This window comes from Caballeronia arationis (assembly GCF_001544975.2).
Taxonomy (GTDB): Bacteria; Pseudomonadota; Gammaproteobacteria; order Burkholderiales; family Burkholderiaceae; genus Caballeronia; species Caballeronia arationis.
Genome location: NZ_FCOG02000007.1, coordinates 52399 through 70913 on the forward strand (window position 1 = coordinate 52399; position 18515 = coordinate 70913).

The window sequence follows — 18515 nt, forward strand, 5'->3', positions numbered from 1 at the left end:
CGCCGCGATGCGGATCATTCCCGTCGTCGATCTTCTGGACGGCGTCGCCGTCCACGCCGTGCGCGGCGAGCGCAGCCGCTATCGGCCCGTGCAGTCGCAACTGTGCAGCGGCAGCGATCCGGCCGTCGTCGCGCGGGCGCTCGTCGACTATTGCGCGGCGCCCGTGCTCTACGTCGCCGACCTCGACGGCATCGTGCGCGGCGCGCCGCAAACGGCCGCGCTCGCGCGTCTCGCCCGCGCGCTTCCCGGTGTCGAACTCTGGCTCGATGCGGGCTTCACCGATGGCGCGTCTGCGCTCGAAATGATTGCCTCGCTGCAGGAAGAAGGCGCGGTCGTCACGCCCGTCTTCGGCAGCGAAACCTTGCGCGCGGAATCGGTGCACGAGTTCGCACGCGATGCGGTGCTGTCGCTCGACCGCCGGCTCGATGCGCCGCTCGGCGATCCCGCGTTATGGCGCGACGCATCGCACTGGCCAGCACGCGTGATCGCGATGTCGCTCGACCGTGTCGGCTCCTTCAGCGGCCCCGATCTCGCGACCATTGCTGACATCCGCCGCCGCGCGGGAAACGATCGAACGATCGTTGGCGCGGGCGGCGTGCGTCACATCGACGACTTGCGCGCTGCCGAGGCCGCTGGCGCGAATGCGTGGCTCATCGCATCGGCGCTGCACGACCGCAGCATCGCGGCGAGCCGTTAGTCAGCATCCCTACCTTCCTGCCGCTCCTTCCCGATCGCTGTCTCCTTCGGCAAAGAGTGCGCGTCGCCCGGCTCGGGAACGCCGCATGCTGAAATGTTCCGCGAGTTCCACCGCGCGGCCGCTCAGGTCGCGTACAGACCAGAGCGGCATGCCGCTCTGAGACCCGAACGACGAACCCGGCGATCGACGCTTTCCGCGCTTCTCCGCCCCGCTTCGCGACTTTCGTCATTTTTTCAATCCGTGCGCATCGCAGTTCGCGATCGACCTTCATCAGCGGGACACCGAGTCCTCGCTAACATCGGTCACACAGCGCTGGCAGACTTCGACACTCCGAGCACACGCTCGACACTCAACAGGAGCGATCCCATGTTCTACGCCATGCAACCCATCTCATCGATGACCCGCGCCAACCTCGCTGCCTTCCTGAACGTGTCGGGACGGCTTGCGAGCGGCATCCAGCAACTGACGGAACTGAATGTGCAGACGGTCAGGACCATGATCGAGGAAAGCAGTTCGCTGCTGCGCGCGGGCGAAGAATCGAGTCCCGGCGACGTGCTCGGCTGGCAATCGATCATGCTCGCGCAGTTTCCGGAAAAGGCCGCCTCGTATGGACGTTACTTCCTGTCGATCGTCACGTCGACGGAAGCCGATATCATCAGCGAGGCACGCAGCCAGTATGAGCGCAACGGCATCGGCATGAAGGAAGCGCTTGATGCCGCCGCGAGCGAAACGGAGTCGGCTATTGGCGAAGAGGCGCGCATCGTCACGAACATGACGGACACGATGGCCGAATCGGCCGGAGAGAGCGCGAGGGCGATTCTCGATGCGAGCGGCGAAGTCGCGCAGAAGACGGCCGATGCAGGCGTGCAGGCGGCTGAAATCGCCGAAGGTGCGACGACGAAGGCGCGCACGTCGTCGAAGCGCTGAGCGGCGCGCGCTGCGTCGTGCAGGTTCACACGGCGGTCATGTACGCTTCGTCATAATCCGCAGTTACGCATCGAACGAACGGAGACCCGATGAAGCGCACTTGCCGCCCAATCAAAAGCGCGGTCGCAATGGCGATGCTTGCCATGAGCGTCGCCGGCTGTAGCAGCGTCGGCCAGAAGCCAGCATTTGCGACGCTCGATGGCAAGGCGCCGCTCGTGATCGGCCATCGCGGGTTGCCGGGTCTGCGGCCCGAAGAGACGCGGCCGTCGTACGAACTGGCCGCCGACAGCGGCGCCGATGCGCTCGAAGAAGACCTGCATCTGTCGAAGGATTGCGTGCTGGTCGCGCGCCACAATCCCTGGCTCTCGGACAACACCAACGTGGCCGAAGTCGCGAAAACCAACGCGTCGGTCGCGGCGAAGAAGCGCACCGTGCCCGGCGTGATGGTCCCGGTGAAATGGGCGACGGCGCCCGCCACCGGTCCCTCGCAATACCTCACCGACCTGACCGATCCGTCGAATCCGAAGTCGGTGCTGAAGTCGCTCGTCGTCGATGGCGAGGACCATACGAACGACTGGTCGATCACCGATTTCACCGCGAAGGAACTGACGACGCTCATCCGCGGCACCACGTACGATGTCGCGAACGAACGCCCGAGCGAATTCAACGGCCGCGATCCGGTCATGACGTTCCAGCAGATCATCGACGTCGCGAAGGCGAAGAGCCAGGCGACCGGACGCACGATCGCCGTGTATCCGGAGACGAAGAATCCGACCTGGAACAACGCGCAGGCAATAGCGAACGGATGCGGTCCGGCGGGCAGCCGTCCGCTCGAAGACGCGCTGATCCGTCTGCTCGACGCCAACGGCATGAACACCCGCGACGCCGCCGTCTACGTGCAGAGCTTCGAGCCGGGCAGCCTCAAGTACATGCGCTCGCATGGCCTCAAGACGAAGGTCGTGCAACTCATCGACGGCTACGACGTCGATTACCGCACGGGCAACGTGTTCTACAACGAGATCACCGACAGCCGTCCGTTCGACTGGACCGTCGCAGGCGATCCGCGCTGGTTCGACGCGATGCTGACGCCCTCGGGTCTCGCCGAAATCAGGACGTACGCGGACGGCATCGGCCCGTGGAAGCCGCAGATCGTGCCGCTCAGGATTGATCCGTATCCTGCGACCAACGCCGACGGCACGCCGTTCAAGGGCTCGACATCGACGGCGCGGACCCAGCCCGCGACGAACGTCGTGAGCGAAGCGCACAAGGCCGGCCTCTTCGTCCACGTCTTCACGTTCCGCAACGAAAAGAAGTATCTCGCCGCCGATTACCAGGGCGATCCGAGCGCGGAATACCTGAAGTTCTTCCGGCTGGGCGTCGATGGCGTCTTTACCGATTTCGCCAATACGGGCGTGGCCGCGCGGGCTGCCTATCTGCGGGAAACCGGACACTGAGCGCTTTGCTCAAATCTCCGGCAGCTGAAGAAAATACTGCTCGATCACTTCGATGATCCGCGCGGGCTCGGTCGGCTTGACAAAGTACGCGTCGAAACCGCTGAGGCGCGAGCGCTGCCAGTCCGCGTAGTCGGTGGAACTCGTGTGCGCCATCAGCAGCATCCCGGGGTCCGACGCGCGAATCACTTCGGCCGCCTCCCAGCCGTCGCCGAGCGGCATCGTCAGGTCGAGCAGCACGGTGGCCGGCCGCCACTTGCGCGCGACGCCGACCGCATCGAGCCCGGTGTGCGCGGCGCGCACGACGAAGCCCGCATCCTCCAGGGCGAGCATCGTGGCGCGCGTGGCGTTGATGTCGTCGTCGGCGATGAGGACGCGCTTTTCGTCGATCGGCGACGCCGCTTGCGGAATGCGCCAGATCGTTTCTCGCGGAGTGCGTTCGTAGGATTCCATGCGCCGTCGTTGCGCCCTTTTGCGTCGGTTGTCCAAGGAAGCACTCTGTCAGCAACCGGCATACCCCGAACGCGTTTATACGGGAAAACGCCGACGAGGCGCCCTCGGAGTGCGAGATCGCAGAGCCGCTACAATCGCCGGGAGCCCTTTGGGCGCGAGATTCCAGACCACGGAGACCCCCGATGACAAATGCAAAGCCGATCAGCCGCTACCCCGTGCCCGATCCTGCTGCGTGGCCCGACGATATCCGCGCACGCATCGTCGAAGTGCAGGAAAAGGCCGGTTTCGTGCCGAACGTGTTCCTCACGCTCGCACATCGCCCCGACGAATTCCGCGCGTTCTTCGCGTACCACGACGCCCTGATGCTGAAGGAAGGCGGCCTCACCAAAGGCGAGCGCGAAATGATCGTGGTCGCGACGAGCGCGGTGAACGAGTGTCTTTATTGCGTCGTCGCGCATGGGGCGATCCTGCGCATCTATGAAAAAAATGCGCTGGTGGCCGATCAGGTCGCGGTCAATCATCGCAAGGCTGACATCACGCCTCGGCAAAAGACGATGCTCGACTTCGCGCTGAAGGTGTGCCGCGCGTCGGGCAGTGTCGATGAAGCCGACTTCTCGGCGCTGCGCGAGCACGGTTTTTCCGACGAGGACATCTGGGACATCGCCGCCATCACGGCCTTCTTCGGGCTCTCGAACCGGATGGCGAACGTGATTTCGATGCGGCCGAACGACGAGTTCTTTTTGATGGGGCGGGTTCCGAAGAAATGACGGGAAGCGGTCTTCACGCAAGCAATGCGCGCGCGATGACCGTGCGCTGAATCTCCGACGAACCTTCATAGATGCGCAGGATGCGCGCATCGCGCACGAGCCGCTCGAGCGGCAACTCGCGCGTGTAGCCGTAGCCCCCGTGCATCTGCAATGCCGCGTCCGTGACGAACCCGGCCATCTCCGTTGCGTAGAGCTTCGCCATCGATGCAGCGTCGGTGAACGGCTCGCCCGCCGCGCGCCGCGCCGCCGCCTGAAGCGTGAGCAGCCACGCGGCTTCGAGCCGCGTCTTCATGTCCGCGAGAACCCACTGGAGCCCCTGCCTGTGCGCGAGCGGCTCGCCGCCCACACGGCGCTCCTTCACCCAGCCGACTGCATGCGCGAGCGCTGCCTCGGCGATGCCGAGCGCAGTCGCCGCCACATCGAGCCGGCTGCTGTCCAGCACCTTCATCGCCGTGCGAAAGCCGCTGCCCTCGGTGCCGAGCCGGTTGACGGCAGGCACGAAGCAGTCGAACGACACTTCGTGCGCGGGCGCCCCATGAATACCCATCAGCTTCTCGGGCGGCGCCACATCGACACCCGCCGCGTGCCGGTCGACCACGAACGCGCTGATCCCGCGCGCACCCGCATCCCCGTTCGTCTTCGCGTAGACGACGATAAAGTCGGCCGCGTTTGCGTTCGAGATGAAGTGCTTCACGCCGGAGAGCCGGTAGCCGTCGCCTTCGGGCGTGGCGCGCGTCGCCATGTCGGCGGGGTTCGAGCCCGCGCGCGGTTCGGTGAGCGCGAATGCGCCGAGCTTGCGCCCCGCCGCTGCGTCGGGAAGAAAGCGCTCGCGCTGCGCATCGTCGCCGCCGATCAGAATCGAATCAGTGGCGAGATAATGCGCGCCGATCATCGACGACGTCGCTGCGCACGCACGCGCGATCTCGACGAGCGCCAGGATGATCGCGGCAGGCGAAGCGCCGCTGCCGCCCCAGCGTTCAGGCATGTTCATGCCCATCACGCCGAGTTCGCCCAGTTGCGGCACGTAGCGCGTCGCCGGAATCTCGTCGCGGTCCACGACGGCGGCCTGCGGCGCAAGCTCGGTCTGCGCGAAGCGCGCGATCGCATCGGCAATTTCGATATCGCCGTCTTCGATGCCGAGTCGCTTAAGCATGATCGCTCTCCTTTTGCGCGGTGTTTCCGAAGGCGCCAAGCCTCTGCAACGCTTCGATCTGGTTCGCGTTCATGCCTAGCTGGCCGCGCAGGATCGCGCTGGTATGCTCGCCGAGCGCGGGCGCACGCGTCACGCGATTGCCCGCGTACGCCGAGAACTTCACCGGTTGCGAAGGCAGCCGCTGCGCGCGGCCGCCGGAAGGCGGCTCGCGCAGCAAGCCGCGAAATACGGCGTGGTCGCTTTCGAGCGCCTGCTGGACGTTGCGGATCGGTGCGACCGGAATGCGCGCGGCATCGAGAATCGTGTTGACTTCTTCCACCGACCGCTCCCGCGACCAGCCTTCGATCACGTCCCGCAAAGCCGCTTCGTGCTCGCAGCGCGACTGATCGTCGGCGAAGCGGGGGTCGCTCGCGAGTTGCGGCGCGTCGATCGTCTGCGCGAAGGCCTCGAAGAGCCGGTTGTTCAGCACGGCCACGACGAAGAAGCCATCGGCGGCACGATATGCCCCGAACGGCGCCGATGACGCATGCCTGTTGCCCGTGCGCACGGGCGCGATGCCCGTCGCCGCGTAGCGCGCGACGAGCGTGGCCGAGAGGGCAAGCGTCGCGTCGAACATCGACACGTCGACGTGCGTGCCGCGCCCTGTCTTTTCGCGCGCCAGCAGCGCGGCCAGCACGCCCCACGACGCGAAGAGTCCGCTCACCACGTCCGACACCGATTCGCCGACTAACGTCGGCGGGCCGTCCGGCGAACCGGTTGCATCCATCAAACCGCACATCGCCTGCAGGATGATGTCGTAGGCGGGACGGTGCGCGTGCGGTCCCGTCTGCCCGAACCCCGACACGCTTGCATAGACGAGCGCCGGGTTCACTTCGCTCAATTGCGCATGGCCGATGCCGAGCTTGTCGGCGACGCCCGGCCGGAAATTCTCCACGACGACATCCGCCCACGCGCACAGGGTTTGCGCGAGGGTGCGTCCGGCGTCGGTCTTCAGGTCGATGACGATGCTCTGCTTGTTGCGATTCAGCGCGGCGAAGAGGCCGCTCTCGCCGTCGCTGAACGGGCCGACCGCGCGGTAATCGTCGCCATCGGGCGGCTCGATCTTGATGACTTCCGCGCCCAGATCGGCGAGCAGCGCCGTGCAGTAAGGGCCCGCGAGCACGCGGGAAAAATCGATCACATGGATGCCGGCCAGTGGCAACGCGTCTTCGCTCACGTCGATCTCCTTTTTCAGATTTGTCGATTCTGTTCCTCGGAACCTATCAAGTAAAATATCGGATTGAATTAGGCCCTATAGGATTTCCTGATGCCCGTCTCGTTGCGCCTGCTTCGCTACTTCGTCGCCGCCGCGCAGTCGGGCAGCACGACCGCTGCTGCGAACGAACTCAGCGTGTCGCAACCGTCCATCTCGGTCGCGGTCCGCGAACTGGAAGCGCTCTTCGGCGAGGATCTCTTTGCGCGCGGCCCGGGGACGAAAATGTCGCTGACGCGCTTCGGCACGCGCAAGCTCGACGAAGCACGCCGGCTCCTCAAGGCCGCCGCCGCCTTCGAGGCCGACGACGGCGGCGACCCCACTCGCGGCGAAGTGCAGATAGGCGTGTTCAGCACGATCGCGCCGGTGTACCTGCCGCTCGTGCTGCGCATCGCGCGCGAACGCTATCCGCACCTCGCGGTGCGTTTCGTCGAAGGCGATCTCGCCGAAATCGAAGCGTGGCTGAAAAGCGGCCGCATCGAACTCGCGCTGACCTACGACGTCGCGTTGCCCTCCGAGATCGAGCGCGAGTGCCTGGCCGAACTGCAACCCTACGCGCTCGTGCCGGAAGGATCGCGCCTTGCCAGGAAGCGGCACGATCCCGCTCGCCGAGCTCGCGAAGGAACCGTTCATCCTCATCGACCTGCCGCACAGCCGCGATTTCCTGATGGCGCCGTTCTGGCAGTTCGGGCTCGCGCCGGAGGTCCGCTATCGGGCGACGTCGATGGAACTTGTGAGGGGCATGGTCGCAAACGGGCTCGGCGTTTCGCTATTGATTACGCAGGGCGCTACGAATACGCAGGTGCCGGGCATCGTCGAGCGGCCGATTCGCGAAGCGACCGTGCGCCAGCCGCTCGTGATCGCGCGCGCGACGGGCGCGGTGCATACACAGGCGTCCGGGCTCGTCGAAGAATGCGTGCGCGAAGCCGTTTCGGAGGCGCTGAACCTGCGAGCGCGCCGGCGCCGTGCACCCTGACGGCGGCCCGTCGCAGGGCGCCGGCAAAATGCTCCGGGAAAAGCCGTAGGTAGTTCCTATAATTGGAAGCGCCGCGCGAGGATTTGCGCGCGGCCGGCGTCACGGGCCAGCGCCTGTCCGCTGGCACACGCCGTGCTATCCGAGGCTTTGCGACTCAATCACGGAGAGATGACATGAATATTGAATTCAGCGGCCGGCGTCACATCGTAGCTGCTTCGCGTGTCGCGTTCGAAGCCAGTGTCGACGGCCGTGAGGTCTGGTGCAGTGTGTCTCTCGATGCGCTCAACGATCACTTCGGCAACGCCGGCACGTCTTCCCATGCACTCTTGAGCACCTTCGAAGGCAGCCGCGTGCGCATCGAAGAAGCCGCGCGGCGCGTGCTCGATCACAACGGCGGGCAGTCGGTGGAACTGGAAACAGGCGACTTCAAATAGCGGTCCACACGGATACGTGCTCTCGCCCGCCATCGTCCGGCCGGAGCACGCCCATCTTTCTCCTGCGGGCGGCCCGCGCGCCATGAAGCGCGCCACGCGTGCCGCCTCCGGGCTCATCCCGCAACGCGCGTCACGGGCCAAACAGCCCGCGTGACGACCCTTCCGCTCGTGAGGCGAACTGAGCCCGACAGGTGCCTCTATTCGCCCAATTGTTCCGCGTGCGGCGTCGCTAGACTTGAATCATGTCGAAACGGCGACGGGCCAAGTAAGAGGAGAACGTCGATGAATTTGCGTAACTGGATCGTGGTGCTCGAATGTGCTTACATGGAGTACACCACGTGGGGCGACCGGCATGTCTTCCGTCGCACGGTCGGCTACGATCGCGTCGTCTGGTGCTGAAGGCGAGGCTGCAGGATCTGTTGAAGCACGCTTGCGGAACGACACTTGCTGCGCAGATGGATCTTCCGTCCACTGCAAGGAGTTCACCCCGATGAAGCCTTATATCGTTGCCCACATGATGTCGTCGGTGGATGGCCGCAGTCTCACCGACGGCTGGAATCTCGATTACGCCAGCGAACTCTATGAGAGCACCGCCGCGACCTTCGAGGCCGATGGATGGATCTGCGGGCGCGTGACCATGCAGGAAATCTCACACGGCAAGGACTATCCGAAGGGTCTCGCGAAGTCGCCGATTGCGCGCACTAACCATTTCGTGAAACGCGACGCCTCGCAATATGCGATCTCGATCGATCCGCAAGGACGTGTCGCGTGGAAAAGCGACACGGCGCTCGAATCGCATGTGGTCGAAGTGCTGAGCGAGGAAGTGCCCGACGACTTTCTCGCCTACCTGCAATCGATCGGCGCGTCGTATCTGTTCGGCGGCAAGTCGGATATCGACCTTGCTTCGGTTGTCGAGACGCTCGCGCGCGAACTGGGCGTGAAGAAGCTGATCGTCGAAGGCGGATCGCACGTGAGCGGTGCGTTCGTCCATGCGGGACTGGTCGACGAAGTCAGCGTGCTGATCCTGCCACTCGTCGACGGACGTGACGAGCATCCGTCTTCGTTCGAAGTGCCGATGCAGCAGTGGAAGGCGCCGTCATACCTGAAGCTGGCATCGGTCGAGAAGACCGAGCACGACGCCGTCTGGCTGCGTTACACGAAGCGCTGAAGTGCCGCTTCAGGCCGTCCGGCGACGGCGCGAACGTGCGACGAGTGCGCCGATGGTCACCTTCGCCATGTTCCTGCGGGTACTTTTCGCCACGCGCGACATGCGCCTCTCGCTGACGGGATGACGCGCCCACACGAACGCCGCGATCCAGCCGACGATCGTCCAGCCGAGCAGCACGTTCACGATAGTGATGGCGAACGCGTCGTCGCGCGCCCGCATGTCCGCGACGATGGCGGGCGCGAGATACAGCAAGAGTGCCGCAAGGTACAACACGGCTTCCAGAATCCTGAGCATGGCGATGCCCCTGAATGGCCGTCCAAGACGACGGCGAGTTGAGCAGCGTCGCGCACGCACTGAGACCGGCGTTCGCGACAGTCGATACGATCCAGTTTAGGTCGCATCTATCGAACTACCATGCTGATAGAACGAAATCACTCTTGCCGATTGGCGAACAATCGCTTGCCGGTTGCCCGGCGGCGATCGCCGACCGGCGCGTAACGCATTCAGGCCCGCCTCTGAAACAAGCTCTTAAAAGCCCGCAGCAAAGCCGCGAAACGATGCACGTGCGTGAAATCCGGCGGCGGCATGTCGGCGTGGTGCGGGCTGTAGTCCTGCGCGTGCCGGTTCTGCGAGACGAGAAGTCCGATGTACATGGCATAGCTCCCAATGATTGCATCGGATTGCGGCACATCGGCGCATGAAGGCCACTAGAAGCGCGCTCAACCGGTTCCGATCTGCGGTGATTGGCGCCGGACGTCGATTTCGCGATCTCCAGCGTGTCACGAGTGTGCGCGACTGGACTGATGGCGGGTACCCGCATCAAGGCTGGCCGCGAAGGTAGGGACCAGAAGCCGCAGCAAAAAAAAGCCGCCCCTGCGGGCGGCCGGCATACATCTGAAACTCGAAGGCTGAAGCGTGTTCTTCACGTGCTCCTTCCGCAACCCGAAAGGAGCATGCTCGACGAGGGCTTACCCCTGCGTCGTAGACAACGCCGCGTTCAGCGTCTTGCTCGGGCGCATCACCGAGTCGAGCTTGTCGAAATCGGGCTTGTAATAGCCGCCGATATCCGCCGCCTGGCCCTGCACTTCCGTCAGTTCGGCAACGATCGCCTTCTCGTTCTCAGCCAGACGTTTCGCGAGCGGCGCAAACTGCTCGGCCAGCCCGGCGTCTTCCGTCTGCGCCGCGAGTTCCTGCGCCCAGTACATCGCGAGGTAGAACTGGCTGCCGCGATTGTCGATCTGACCGGTCTTCGGCGACGGATTCTTGTTGTTGTCGAGCAGCTTGCCCGTGGCGGCGTCGAGCGTCTTCGCCAGGATCTTCGCCTTCGCGTTGCCGGTCTTGATGCCGAGATCTTCCAGCGACACCGCGAGCGCGAGGAACTCGCCGAGCGAATCCCAGCGCAAATGGTTCTCTTCGACCAGTTGCTTCACGTGCTTCGGCGCCGAGCCGCCCGCGCCGGTTTCGTACATGCCGCCGCCCGCCATCAGCGGAACGATCGACAGCATCTTGGCGCTCGTGCCGAGTTCCATGATCGGGAACAGGTCGGTCAGGTAATCGCGCAGGATGTTGCCCGTGACCGAGATGGTGTCGAGGCCGCGGATCACGCGCTCAAGCGTGTAACGCATCGCGCGCACCTGCGACATGATCTGGATGTCGAGGCCTTCGGTGTCGTGATCCTTCAGGTACGTCTCGACCTTCTTGATGAGCTCGGCTTCGTGCGGACGATACGGGTCGAGCCAGAACACGGCCGGCATGCCCGAGTTGCGCGCGCGCGTGACGGCGAGCTTCACCCAGTCGCGGATCGGCGCGTCCTTGACCTGGCACATGCGCCAGATATCGCCTTCCTCGACGTCCTGCGCCAGCAGCACGTCACCCGTTTCGTTGTCGACGATGCGCGCTTCGCCCGCTTCCAGCACTTCGAACGTCTTGTCGTGCGAGCCGTATTCTTCCGCCTTCTGCGCCATCAGGCCGACGTTCGGCACCGTGCCCATCGTGCGCGGATCGAAGTTGCCGTTGGTCTTGCAGAAGTTGATGATTTCCTGATAGATGCGCGCGAACGTGCTCTCCGGAATCACTGCCTTGGTGTCTTTCGGACGGCCGTCGGCGCCCCACATCTTGCCGCCGATGCGGATCATCGCGGGCATCGATGCGTCGACGATCACGTCATTCGGCGCGTGCAGGTTCGAGATGCCCTTCGCCGAATCCACCATCGCCAGTTCCGGGCGATGCTCGTGGCACGCGTGCAGGTCGCGGATGATTTCCTCGCGCTTCGTGCTCGGCAGCGACTCCAGCTTGTCGTACAGGTTGACGAGGCCGTTGTTGACGTTCACGCCGAGTTCGTCGAACAGCGCCTCATGCTTCGCGAACGCTTCCTTGTAAAAGATCTTGACCGCGTGGCCGAAAACGATCGGGTGCGAGACCTTCATCATTGTCGCCTTGACGTGCAGCGAGAACATCACGTCGGTCTTGCGCGCGTCTTCCATCTGCTCTTCGTAGAACTCGCAGAGGGCCTTCTTGCTCATGAACATGCTGTCGATGATCTCGCCTTCGAGCAGCTTGACCTTCGGCTTCAGCACGATGGTCTTGCCGCTCTTCGTCACGAGTTCCATCTTGACTTCGCGCGCGCGGTCGAGGGTCATCGACTTTTCGCCGTGGTAGAAGTCGCCGTGCTTCATGTGCGCGACGTGCGTGCGCGACGCCATGCTCCAGTCGCCCATGCTGTGCGGGTTCTTCTTCGCGTAGTTCTTCACGGCAGCGGGCGCGCGGCGGTCCGAGTTGCCCTCGCGCAGCACCGGGTTCACCGCGCTGCCGAGGCACTTCGAATAGCGGTGGCGGATCGCCTGTTCGGCTTCGGTTTTCGGCTCTTCCGGGAAGTCCGGCACCTTGTAGCCCTTCGACTGCAGTTCCTTGATCGCGCCGATCAGCTGGTGCACCGATGCGCTGATGTTGGGCAGCTTGATGATGTTGGTGTCGGGCAGGAGCGTCAGGCGCCCGAGTTCGGCGAGATTGTCGGGAACGCGCTGGTCTTCCGTCAGGAATTCCGGGAATTCGCCCAGGATGCGGCCCGCCACCGAGATGTCGCTCGTCTCGACGTTGATCCCTGCCGGCGCGGTGAACGTGCGGATGATGGGCAGGAAGGCACTGGTCGCGAGCAGCGGTGCTTCGTCGGTGAGGGTGTAGATGATCGTCGGTTGCTGGGTACTCATCGCTTGTCTCAAGTTCGAGAAACGGGTTGGGAAGCTGGTCGGAAACCGGCGGCTGCGGCGCAGCGGCGAGGCGCAGGCCAGCGCCGAACCCTGAATTTTGCCTGATTTTGCGCCCGGACGGATTTAGATGGCGGGAAGCGGGGTATCGCGGGCGCGCCGGAAGCCCAATACGCCGCCGTTGAGCCCTCTATCCTTTGCCTGCGCCGACGCGTTCGAATCGCCCCGCACGGCGCATCACGAATGCGATGTCAGAAGCCTGATTCCCGCGATGCCGAACACGACGGCGAGGCCCGCTTCGAGCCACCGGCGCAGCGCGGCGTAGATCCTGCGGGCCGACGACGTCGAGAACAAGGCGGCATAACTGCCGAAAACGAACAATCCGATGCCGAGGCACCCGCCGACCACGGCCGCCATGTGCTGCCCGCTCGCGCCGGCCGGCGAGGCGAGCGCCACGACGGAAATCCACACGAGGATGGCCTTCGGGTTCGTCAGGTGCATGAGCGCGCCGCGCACATAGAGACTGTGCAGCGGCCGGTCGCCATTGGGCGAGGCTGTCGCGCGCGGCTTCGCAGACAGCGCCGACCTGCCCGACTTGAACGCGAGCCAGAGCAGGTAGATTCCGCCGAACACCTTCACCGCGACGAGAAAACCCGAATAGGCCATCAGGGTTGCCGACAATCCGAGCGTCGCGAGCGTCGCCCAGAAGAACGATCCCGAAATGACGCCCGCCGCGAACGTGAACGCAGCCTTGCGGCCGGTAGTCGTCGCGATCGACATGATCGCGAGGTTGCTCGGCCCGGGGCTGGCCGTTCCGACGAAGTAGGCCGAGTAGGCGAACAGCAGGTTCGCCGTGGTGATCGCGTTGCCGGTCATGGGAGTACCTGTTTTTTGCCGTATGTGAAGCGATTGTCGGCGAATTCGTCTTTTCGTCACAGATACGGTTGGTTTGGGGCAAAACAGGACAATCGGCGCCGGGCGCTAGCGCCTGCACGCGTCCGGCCGCGCTTTCGAACCGCGGCGCTCCGCGGGCACCTTGCAATTATCGACGCGCTGGTCGTCGCTCGCCTTGTCGCCCAGGCGTTCCTTGAGGGTCTTCGGCGGCTCGGACGGGGCTTGCTGCGCAGGTGTGTCCGCCGCCTTCCCGGCCGCCGCCGGCAAGCCCCAAAGGCCAAGGACGACCGCCACCGCTCCGGCGCGGATGCACAGCGCAAAACATTTCGATGATCGCGGCATGATCGAACTCCCGTCGGCGGCAAATCGCGCGCACGCGCCAGACGCTCACGCTAGCGCATCGGAGCATCGCGCACGCCCCGTTTCTTGCGCTCGCATTGCCCCGAAAACGTGCGCGAGCGGGCCTGAACGTGCGCATCGCCCGCCGATGTGCTGAAATGACGCCGCCGCGCAGCCGGTAAAATGGCGCATGGCGGCTTGCCGTATCATGATCCCTGCATCGTCCAGACACGCCCCCCCCGAAGGAACCCCTCTCCATGTCCGACAATACGTCCACCAGCGAAGACCGCAACGGCTCCGGCGAGCACGACCTGCTGTACCTGCTCAAGGGCGCGGACAAGTTCAGCCGCGACGTGTTCCCGGGCAGCGAAGACCTGTTCCGCAGTCTCGCCGCTCATCAGGCGCCGCACACGCTTTTCATCACCTGCGCCGATTCCCGCGTCTCGCCCGAAATGATCACGCAGACCGGTCCCGGCGAGCTCTTCGTGTGCCGCAACATCGGCAACATCGTGCCCGCCTATGGCGAGATGCTCGGCGGCGTGTCGGCGGTCGTCGAATTCGCGGTGCTCGCGCTGAACGTGCGGCAGATCGTGATCTGCGGCCACTCGGACTGCGGTGCGATGAAGGGCCTCGCGTCGGGCGCGACCATCGCCGATGAAATGCCCACCGTGCACGCGTGGCTGCGCAACGCAGAGGCCGCGCGCAGTGTCGCGATCGCGCGCAAGCTGCACGACGAACAGATGGTGCAGGCGATGGTGGAAGAAAACATCCGTCTGCAGTTGAACCATTTGCGCACGCATCCGGCGGTGGCCGGACGGCTCGCGCTCGGCACGCTGCAGGTGCAGGGCTGGGTGTACGACATCGGGCACGGAAAAGTGTCCGTGTTCGACGACGCGGCCGGCGTCTTCGAGACGACCGCCGAGGCCCGCATGCGCCTCATGCGCAAGGCGGCGCCGTAGACGCTAGCGCGCCATTCTGGCCTCGAGCATCGCCTTCACGCCGGGCCACTCCGAATCGATGATGCTGAAGCGCACCGAGTTGCGCACACGGCCATCAGGCATGATCCGCTCGTTGCGAACGATGCCTTCCTGCTTCGCTCCGATCCGCAGGATCGCGGCGCGCGACTTCTCGTTGAGTTCGTCCGTCGTGAACTGCACGCGGACCGCCTTCATGGCCTCGAACGCGTGGGTCAGCAGCAGGTACTTCGCCTCCGTATTGGCGCCCGAGCGCTGCACCGATCCGGCGAGCCACGTATGACCGATCTCCATCTTGCGATTCGCGCGGTCGATCTTCCAGAAGCGCGTGCTGCCGACGACACCCGTCTCGCGCATCGCGATCACGAAGGGCATCACGGTTGCCGCTTCGCGGCCCGCGAGCGCCGCGGCGATGTATCGCTCGACCGTTTCGGGCCCGGGCACGACTGTCAGCGTCATGCTCCACAACTGGCCGTCGGCGGCTGCCTGAAGGAGCGCGGGTGCATCGTCGGCCTCCAGCGGGCGCAGTTCGACCGTCGTGCCGGTCAGGGTCGGCTGCATGAATGAAGGGTCGATGTCGGTCATGTCGAAGCGGGCGTTGGTCGCGAAGCACACATCTTATCGCGGCGTCCGGGCCGCGTTGACACGCGCGCGCGAACGCCCGATGATCTGCGGGAACGAAGACGAACACGAAGACCACGGCGCCAGCCGATCCCTCATGTCATGACAAGCTATCGCGGTTCCTGCCACTGTGGCGCGGTGCGCTTTCGCGTCGATGCCGACATCGCCGAGCTGACGACTTGCGACTGCTCGCTGTGCCGCATGAAAAACGCGCTGATGACGAAGGTCCACGAGAGCCAGCTGGAGATTCTCGAAGGCGCGCAGCATCTCTCGACATACCGGTGGAACACCGGGCGCGCCCGTCATCATTTCTGTTCACGCTGCGGCATCTACACGTTTCATCGCAAGCGCGCGGCGCCTGACCACTACGGCGTCAACGTTTTCTGCCTCGCCGGCTTCGACCCTGCCGCGGTCCCCGTGCGCGTGACGCCGGGCGCCTGCATGTCGGTCGTGACGCCGGATGCGCGCCCCGAATGGCCGGGACCGAGGGACCCCGGCGAATGATGCGCGCGCCGCCGCGTCACGCTCGAAAGGCTGCGGGCGCGGGGTTAAGATAGGCTTGTCGACGCGCGGCAGGGACACGCGAACCGTTCCCCCGCGCACCGTCAGAAGCGCTACGAAGACCGTTACTCGTGGCGTGCCGGTTCAGACCATCCGGATGGGGCACTCATGAAGCATCGTCGTCCGCATCGGCCGCATATCCCTCAGGAACACACGAGAGCGGCGTGGCGCGACTTGGCAGTGGCTTTCACGCCTTTCGCGCTGATCTTCGTGGTCGTGGCGGCGCTCGTCGTCTGGGTCGTCAATCCGGCTCCGCCGCGCAGCATCACGATGAGCGCCGGCCCGCGCGACAGTTCGTTCTTCGTCACCGCCGAGGAGTATCGCAAGATCCTCGCGCGCAACGGCATCAAGCTCAACGTGCTGCTCTCCGATGGCTCGGTGCAGAATCTCCAGCGGCTTCTGGATCCGAAGGAGCACGTCGATCTGGCGCTCGTGCAGGGCGGCGTGTCGGACGGGCTCGATACGTCGTCGCTCATTTCGCTCGGCAATGTCTTCTATGTGCCGGTCGTCGTGTTTTATCGCGGACGTGGCATCACGCAGCTTTCGCAACTCATGGGCAAGCGGATCGCGATCGGGCGCGAAGGCAGCGGCACGCGCATGCTCTCGCTGAAGCTGCTCGCCGCCAACGGCATCGACCCGGCCAACGGTGCCGGCACCGGCACGACGCTGCTGCCCACCGACGGCCTGGACGCCGCGAAACAACTGGTCGCGGGAGAAGCCGATGCGGCGATCCTCAACGGCGATTCCGCCACGCGCGCGCTGATGCTGCGTCTGTTGCGCGTGCCCGGCATCTCGGTGATGGATTTCTCGGAAGCAGCCGCCTATACGCGCCTTTTTCCCTATCTCGATGAAATCGACCTGCCGCCCGGCGTGCTCGACCTCGCACGCCGGATTCCACCCGAGACCGTGCATCTGATCAGCCCGACGGTGGAAATCGTCGCGCGTCCGAATCTTCATCCGGCCATTTCGGACCTCATCATCGAAGCCGCGCAGGAAATCCACGGAAGGCCGGGCCTTATGCAACAGGCCGGACAATTCCCGAGCCCCGTCACGCACGAATACGCGATCAGCGATGACGCCAAGCGCTACTACCGTTCGGGCAAGAGTCTGCTGTTCCGCACGATGCCGTTCTGGGTCGCGAGCGTGGTCGACCGGCTGCTGTTCCTGCTGCTGCCCGTCGCGGTCCTGTTCGTTCCGGCGCTGCGGCTGCTTCCGGCGCTCTACCAGTGGCGCGTGCGCTCGCGCATCTATCGCTACTATGGTTCGCTGATCGCGATCGAACGGCGCGCCCTCGATCACTCGACTTCCGGAGAACGCAAGGCACTGCTTGACGAACTCGACCATATCGAGGAGTCGCTCAACACGCTGCGCATGCCGCTCGCTCATGCGGATGCGTTCTATGTCCTGCGCGAGCACGTCGGCTTCGTGCGCGACCGTTTGAGCGAAGCCGCGATGGATCGCGAGCATCCGTCGCCGGTAAGCGTGACATCCCCGCAGTGAGGTCCTTACCGGCATTCAGCCCGCATCGACGGGATAGCAAAATCCGAAGTCCTCGCAACCCGGGCAACCGGGTGCGCCCGTGACGGCACGGCCATGCGCAAGCGCCACTTCCTGGGCCAGAAACTTCTTCCAGCGCAGCGCGTTCACGTTCCTTTCGACGAGCCCGGGATAGTGGCGCTCAAGGATCGCCGTGACGTCGTCGCGACCCGAGAGCCCGAGGTCGCGCCACAAATGATCGGGACGCAGGCAGGCAGTGGCGATGATGGTCGCGAGACAGTGCGCATCGGTTGGGTGCGTCGCCGCGGTGACATCGTGCGCGAGCAAAAGCGCGCGCAGTTCGCTCACGAAAGCCCAGTGAGGCGACCAGAGCATCGCGTGCGGGAGGCCGGCGCGCTTCGCGGCGCGCGGAAAATGGCGCGCGATCAGCGCGTCCAGTTCGGTGCGCGAGAGGCCGAGCAGGAGAAGCTCACCGGACCCGATGCGCGCACCGATCAGACGAGCGAAAGCGACGGTGTCGGCCGAAGCCGGGTCGTCCGCACACGCGATGAGCGCAAGCGCGTCGTCCGCGGGCGCGACCGCGTCGTTCATGGCCTGGGCGAGCCGAGCACGATCGCCTCGATGCGCGTGAGGCGCTTGACATGCCGTGGCGCACGCACGGTATCCGCGCCGGAGACGAGCACGGGGAGGCCCTCGTCGATATCCAGCGATTTTTCCCCGCACGCATACGCGACCAGCGCGCGATCGCCGACGGGCGAATTGAAAAGCTCGTGCCACGAAAAAGTGACCGCATAGCCATCGTGCCCGTGCGCGAGGAACACGGTCCGCTTGAAGTCTGAGCTTCCCGGGCGACGCACGCCCGCCGCGTCGAGCAGCACGCGCAACTGCACGCCGCGATAGCTGTCGACGAAGCGGATGAAACGGCCGCTCGTGAAGCAGAACAGGTCGAAAGGTTCGAGCGCCACGCTCTCGAATTCGCGCAGCGCGGGAACGTCGAGCGACATCGGCCGCTCGACGTTCCCGTCGATCGTCACGACCGGTTCGGCCAGTTGAAGAATGGTTGATTCGTCCATGTGCAAGGCTCGCTGGAAACGTTCGAATCGGGCTGAGGCGAATGCCGTAATATAGCCGAGGATATGACGAGGTTC

Annotated in this window: 20 protein-coding genes and 1 pseudogene; 11 read left to right on the forward strand and 10 right to left on the reverse strand. The window is 64.8% G+C overall.

What is annotated here, in order from left to right:
• Window positions 1-7: 7 nt before the first annotated feature.
• The 3 genes from AWB81_RS06040 (at window position 8) to AWB81_RS06050 (ending at window position 3078) form a co-directional block, all read left to right on the forward strand.
• Window positions 8-697: a HisA/HisF-related TIM barrel protein gene (locus tag AWB81_RS06040; RefSeq protein WP_062633224.1), complete on the forward strand. Its 690-nt coding sequence runs from the start codon at window positions 8-10 to the stop codon at window positions 695-697.
• A 366-nt stretch (window positions 698-1063) separates the two neighbouring features.
• Window positions 1064-1624 carry a phasin family protein gene (locus AWB81_RS06045; RefSeq protein ID WP_062633226.1) on the forward strand — a complete coding sequence of 187 codons (561 nt, stop codon included), beginning with the start codon at window positions 1064-1066 and terminating at the stop codon, window positions 1622-1624.
• A gap of 134 nt (window positions 1625-1758) precedes the next feature.
• Window positions 1759-3078, forward strand: a complete 1320-nt coding sequence (locus AWB81_RS06050) for a glycerophosphodiester phosphodiesterase family protein (protein ID WP_235025734.1) — start codon at window positions 1759-1761, stop codon at window positions 3076-3078.
• Window positions 3079-3087: 9 nt separating this feature from the next.
• On the opposite strand, the gene AWB81_RS06055 is transcribed toward AWB81_RS06050, so the two are convergent.
• Window positions 3088-3528 carry a response regulator gene (locus tag AWB81_RS06055; protein WP_062633235.1) on the reverse strand — a complete coding sequence of 147 codons (441 nt, stop codon included), beginning with the start codon at window positions 3526-3528 and terminating at the stop codon, window positions 3088-3090.
• 182 nt (window positions 3529-3710) lie between these two features.
• On the opposite strand from AWB81_RS06055, the gene AWB81_RS06060 reads away from it, so the two are divergent.
• Entirely contained in the window at window positions 3711-4295 is a 585-nt protein-coding gene (locus tag AWB81_RS06060) for a peroxidase-related enzyme (protein WP_062633237.1), read from the forward strand.
• A gap of 13 nt (window positions 4296-4308) precedes the next feature.
• On the opposite strand, the gene AWB81_RS06065 is transcribed toward AWB81_RS06060, so the two are convergent.
• Window positions 4309-5448, reverse strand: a complete 1140-nt coding sequence (locus tag AWB81_RS06065) for an acyl-CoA dehydrogenase family protein (protein WP_062633239.1) — start codon at window positions 5446-5448, stop codon at window positions 4309-4311.
• A complete protein-coding gene (locus AWB81_RS06070; RefSeq protein WP_062633241.1) occupies window positions 5441-6664 on the reverse strand; it encodes a CaiB/BaiF CoA transferase family protein in 1224 nt (407 codons plus the stop codon). Before AWB81_RS06070 ends, AWB81_RS06065 begins: the two co-directional genes overlap by 8 nt.
• Before the next feature lie 90 nt (window positions 6665-6754).
• On the opposite strand from AWB81_RS06070, the pseudogene AWB81_RS06075 reads away from it, so the two are divergent.
• The 3 genes and pseudogenes from AWB81_RS06075 to AWB81_RS06085 all read left to right on the forward strand — a co-directional run bounded on the left by AWB81_RS06075 (window position 6755) and on the right by AWB81_RS06085 (window position 9278).
• Window positions 6755-7676 (forward strand): annotated as a pseudogene (locus AWB81_RS06075) (LysR family transcriptional regulator).
• Window positions 7677-7849: 173 nt separating this feature from the next.
• The gene (locus AWB81_RS06080; RefSeq protein WP_062633243.1) at window positions 7850-8110 is read left to right on the forward strand and encodes a DUF1488 family protein; all 261 of its coding nucleotides are present in this window, start codon (window positions 7850-7852) and stop codon (window positions 8108-8110) included.
• Between the two features lie 490 nt (window positions 8111-8600).
• Window positions 8601-9278, forward strand: a complete 678-nt coding sequence (locus tag AWB81_RS06085; RefSeq protein ID WP_062633244.1) for a dihydrofolate reductase family protein — start codon at window positions 8601-8603, stop codon at window positions 9276-9278.
• Between the two features lie 9 nt (window positions 9279-9287).
• Here the strand turns inward: AWB81_RS06085 and AWB81_RS06090 are convergent, their stop codons facing one another.
• Window positions 9288-9572 carry a superinfection immunity protein gene (locus AWB81_RS06090; RefSeq protein ID WP_062633246.1) on the reverse strand — a complete coding sequence of 95 codons (285 nt, stop codon included), beginning with the start codon at window positions 9570-9572 and terminating at the stop codon, window positions 9288-9290.
• Window positions 9573-9586: 14 nt separating this feature from the next.
• Between AWB81_RS06090 and AWB81_RS44560 the strand changes: the two genes are divergently transcribed.
• Window positions 9587-9979, forward strand: coding sequence for a hypothetical protein (locus tag AWB81_RS44560; RefSeq protein ID WP_143753553.1), 393 nt, complete (start codon window positions 9587-9589; stop codon window positions 9977-9979).
• A gap of 267 nt (window positions 9980-10246) precedes the next feature.
• Here AWB81_RS44560 and AWB81_RS06095 read toward each other — a convergent pair whose 3' ends face one another.
• The 3 genes from AWB81_RS06095 to AWB81_RS06105 all read right to left on the reverse strand — a co-directional run bounded on the left by AWB81_RS06095 (window position 10247) and on the right by AWB81_RS06105 (window position 13717).
• The gene (locus AWB81_RS06095) at window positions 10247-12484 is read right to left on the reverse strand and encodes an NADP-dependent isocitrate dehydrogenase (RefSeq protein WP_062633248.1); all 2238 of its coding nucleotides are present in this window, start codon (window positions 12482-12484) and stop codon (window positions 10247-10249) included.
• A gap of 234 nt (window positions 12485-12718) precedes the next feature.
• Entirely contained in the window at window positions 12719-13357 is a 639-nt protein-coding gene (locus tag AWB81_RS06100) for a LysE family translocator (RefSeq protein WP_062633250.1), read from the reverse strand.
• 105 nt (window positions 13358-13462) lie between these two features.
• On the reverse strand, window positions 13463-13717 hold the full coding sequence (locus AWB81_RS06105) for a hypothetical protein (RefSeq protein ID WP_096032053.1): 255 nt from the start codon (window positions 13715-13717) through the stop codon (window positions 13463-13465).
• A 254-nt stretch (window positions 13718-13971) separates the two neighbouring features.
• On the opposite strand from AWB81_RS06105, the gene AWB81_RS06110 reads away from it, so the two are divergent.
• Window positions 13972-14673 carry a carbonic anhydrase gene (locus tag AWB81_RS06110; RefSeq protein ID WP_062633252.1) on the forward strand — a complete coding sequence of 234 codons (702 nt, stop codon included), beginning with the start codon at window positions 13972-13974 and terminating at the stop codon, window positions 14671-14673.
• A 3-nt stretch (window positions 14674-14676) separates the two neighbouring features.
• Here AWB81_RS06110 and AWB81_RS06115 read toward each other — a convergent pair whose 3' ends face one another.
• Complete coding sequence (locus tag AWB81_RS06115; protein ID WP_062633418.1) at window positions 14677-15273, reverse strand: GNAT family N-acetyltransferase; 597 nt, start codon at window positions 15271-15273, stop codon at window positions 14677-14679.
• A gap of 138 nt (window positions 15274-15411) precedes the next feature.
• On the opposite strand from AWB81_RS06115, the gene AWB81_RS06120 reads away from it, so the two are divergent.
• Together AWB81_RS06120 and AWB81_RS06125 are read left to right on the forward strand one after the other, a co-directional pair.
• Complete coding sequence (locus AWB81_RS06120; RefSeq protein WP_062633254.1) at window positions 15412-15813, forward strand: GFA family protein; 402 nt, start codon at window positions 15412-15414, stop codon at window positions 15811-15813.
• Window positions 15814-15978: 165 nt separating this feature from the next.
• Complete coding sequence (locus tag AWB81_RS06125; protein ID WP_062633256.1) at window positions 15979-17370, forward strand: TAXI family TRAP transporter solute-binding subunit; 1392 nt, start codon at window positions 15979-15981, stop codon at window positions 17368-17370.
• A gap of 15 nt (window positions 17371-17385) precedes the next feature.
• On the opposite strand, the gene AWB81_RS06130 is transcribed toward AWB81_RS06125, so the two are convergent.
• Complete coding sequence (locus AWB81_RS06130) at window positions 17386-17958, reverse strand: nitrogen fixation protein NifQ (protein ID WP_062633257.1); 573 nt, start codon at window positions 17956-17958, stop codon at window positions 17386-17388.
• A complete protein-coding gene (locus AWB81_RS06135; protein ID WP_062633260.1) occupies window positions 17955-18440 on the reverse strand; it encodes a molybdopterin-dependent oxidoreductase in 486 nt (161 codons plus the stop codon). The genes AWB81_RS06130 and AWB81_RS06135 overlap by 4 nt, the downstream gene beginning before the upstream one ends.
• Window positions 18441-18515: the final 75 nt, after the last annotated feature.

Coding starts and splice junctions, on each gene's coding strand:
- AWB81_RS06040 (WP_062633224.1), top strand. CDS start 8: ATGCGGATCATTCCCGTCGTCGATCTTCTGGACGGCGTCGCCGTCCAC.
- AWB81_RS06045 (WP_062633226.1), top strand. CDS start 1,064: ATGTTCTACGCCATGCAACCCATCTCATCGATGACCCGCGCCAACCTC.
- AWB81_RS06050 (WP_235025734.1), top strand. CDS start 1,759: ATGCTTGCCATGAGCGTCGCCGGCTGTAGCAGCGTCGGCCAGAAGCCA.
- AWB81_RS06055 (WP_062633235.1), bottom strand. CDS start 3,528: ATGGAATCCTACGAACGCACTCCGCGAGAAACGATCTGGCGCATTCCG.
- AWB81_RS06060 (WP_062633237.1), top strand. CDS start 3,711: ATGACAAATGCAAAGCCGATCAGCCGCTACCCCGTGCCCGATCCTGCT.
- AWB81_RS06065 (WP_062633239.1), bottom strand. CDS start 5,448: ATGCTTAAGCGACTCGGCATCGAAGACGGCGATATCGAAATTGCCGAT.
- AWB81_RS06080 (WP_062633243.1), top strand. CDS start 7,850: ATGAATATTGAATTCAGCGGCCGGCGTCACATCGTAGCTGCTTCGCGT.
- AWB81_RS06085 (WP_062633244.1), top strand. CDS start 8,601: ATGAAGCCTTATATCGTTGCCCACATGATGTCGTCGGTGGATGGCCGC.
- AWB81_RS06090 (WP_062633246.1), bottom strand. CDS start 9,572: ATGCTCAGGATTCTGGAAGCCGTGTTGTACCTTGCGGCACTCTTGCTG.
- AWB81_RS44560 (WP_143753553.1), top strand. CDS start 9,587: ATGGCCGTCCAAGACGACGGCGAGTTGAGCAGCGTCGCGCACGCACTG.
- AWB81_RS06095 (WP_062633248.1), bottom strand. CDS start 12,484: ATGAGTACCCAGCAACCGACGATCATCTACACCCTCACCGACGAAGCA.
- AWB81_RS06100 (WP_062633250.1), bottom strand. CDS start 13,357: ATGACCGGCAACGCGATCACCACGGCGAACCTGCTGTTCGCCTACTCG.
- AWB81_RS06105 (WP_096032053.1), bottom strand. CDS start 13,717: ATGCCGCGATCATCGAAATGTTTTGCGCTGTGCATCCGCGCCGGAGCG.
- AWB81_RS06110 (WP_062633252.1), top strand. CDS start 13,972: ATGTCCGACAATACGTCCACCAGCGAAGACCGCAACGGCTCCGGCGAG.
- AWB81_RS06115 (WP_062633418.1), bottom strand. CDS start 15,273: ATGACCGACATCGACCCTTCATTCATGCAGCCGACCCTGACCGGCACG.
- AWB81_RS06120 (WP_062633254.1), top strand. CDS start 15,412: ATGACAAGCTATCGCGGTTCCTGCCACTGTGGCGCGGTGCGCTTTCGC.
- AWB81_RS06125 (WP_062633256.1), top strand. CDS start 15,979: ATGAAGCATCGTCGTCCGCATCGGCCGCATATCCCTCAGGAACACACG.
- AWB81_RS06130 (WP_062633257.1), bottom strand. CDS start 17,958: ATGAACGACGCGGTCGCGCCCGCGGACGACGCGCTTGCGCTCATCGCG.
- AWB81_RS06135 (WP_062633260.1), bottom strand. CDS start 18,440: ATGGACGAATCAACCATTCTTCAACTGGCCGAACCGGTCGTGACGATC.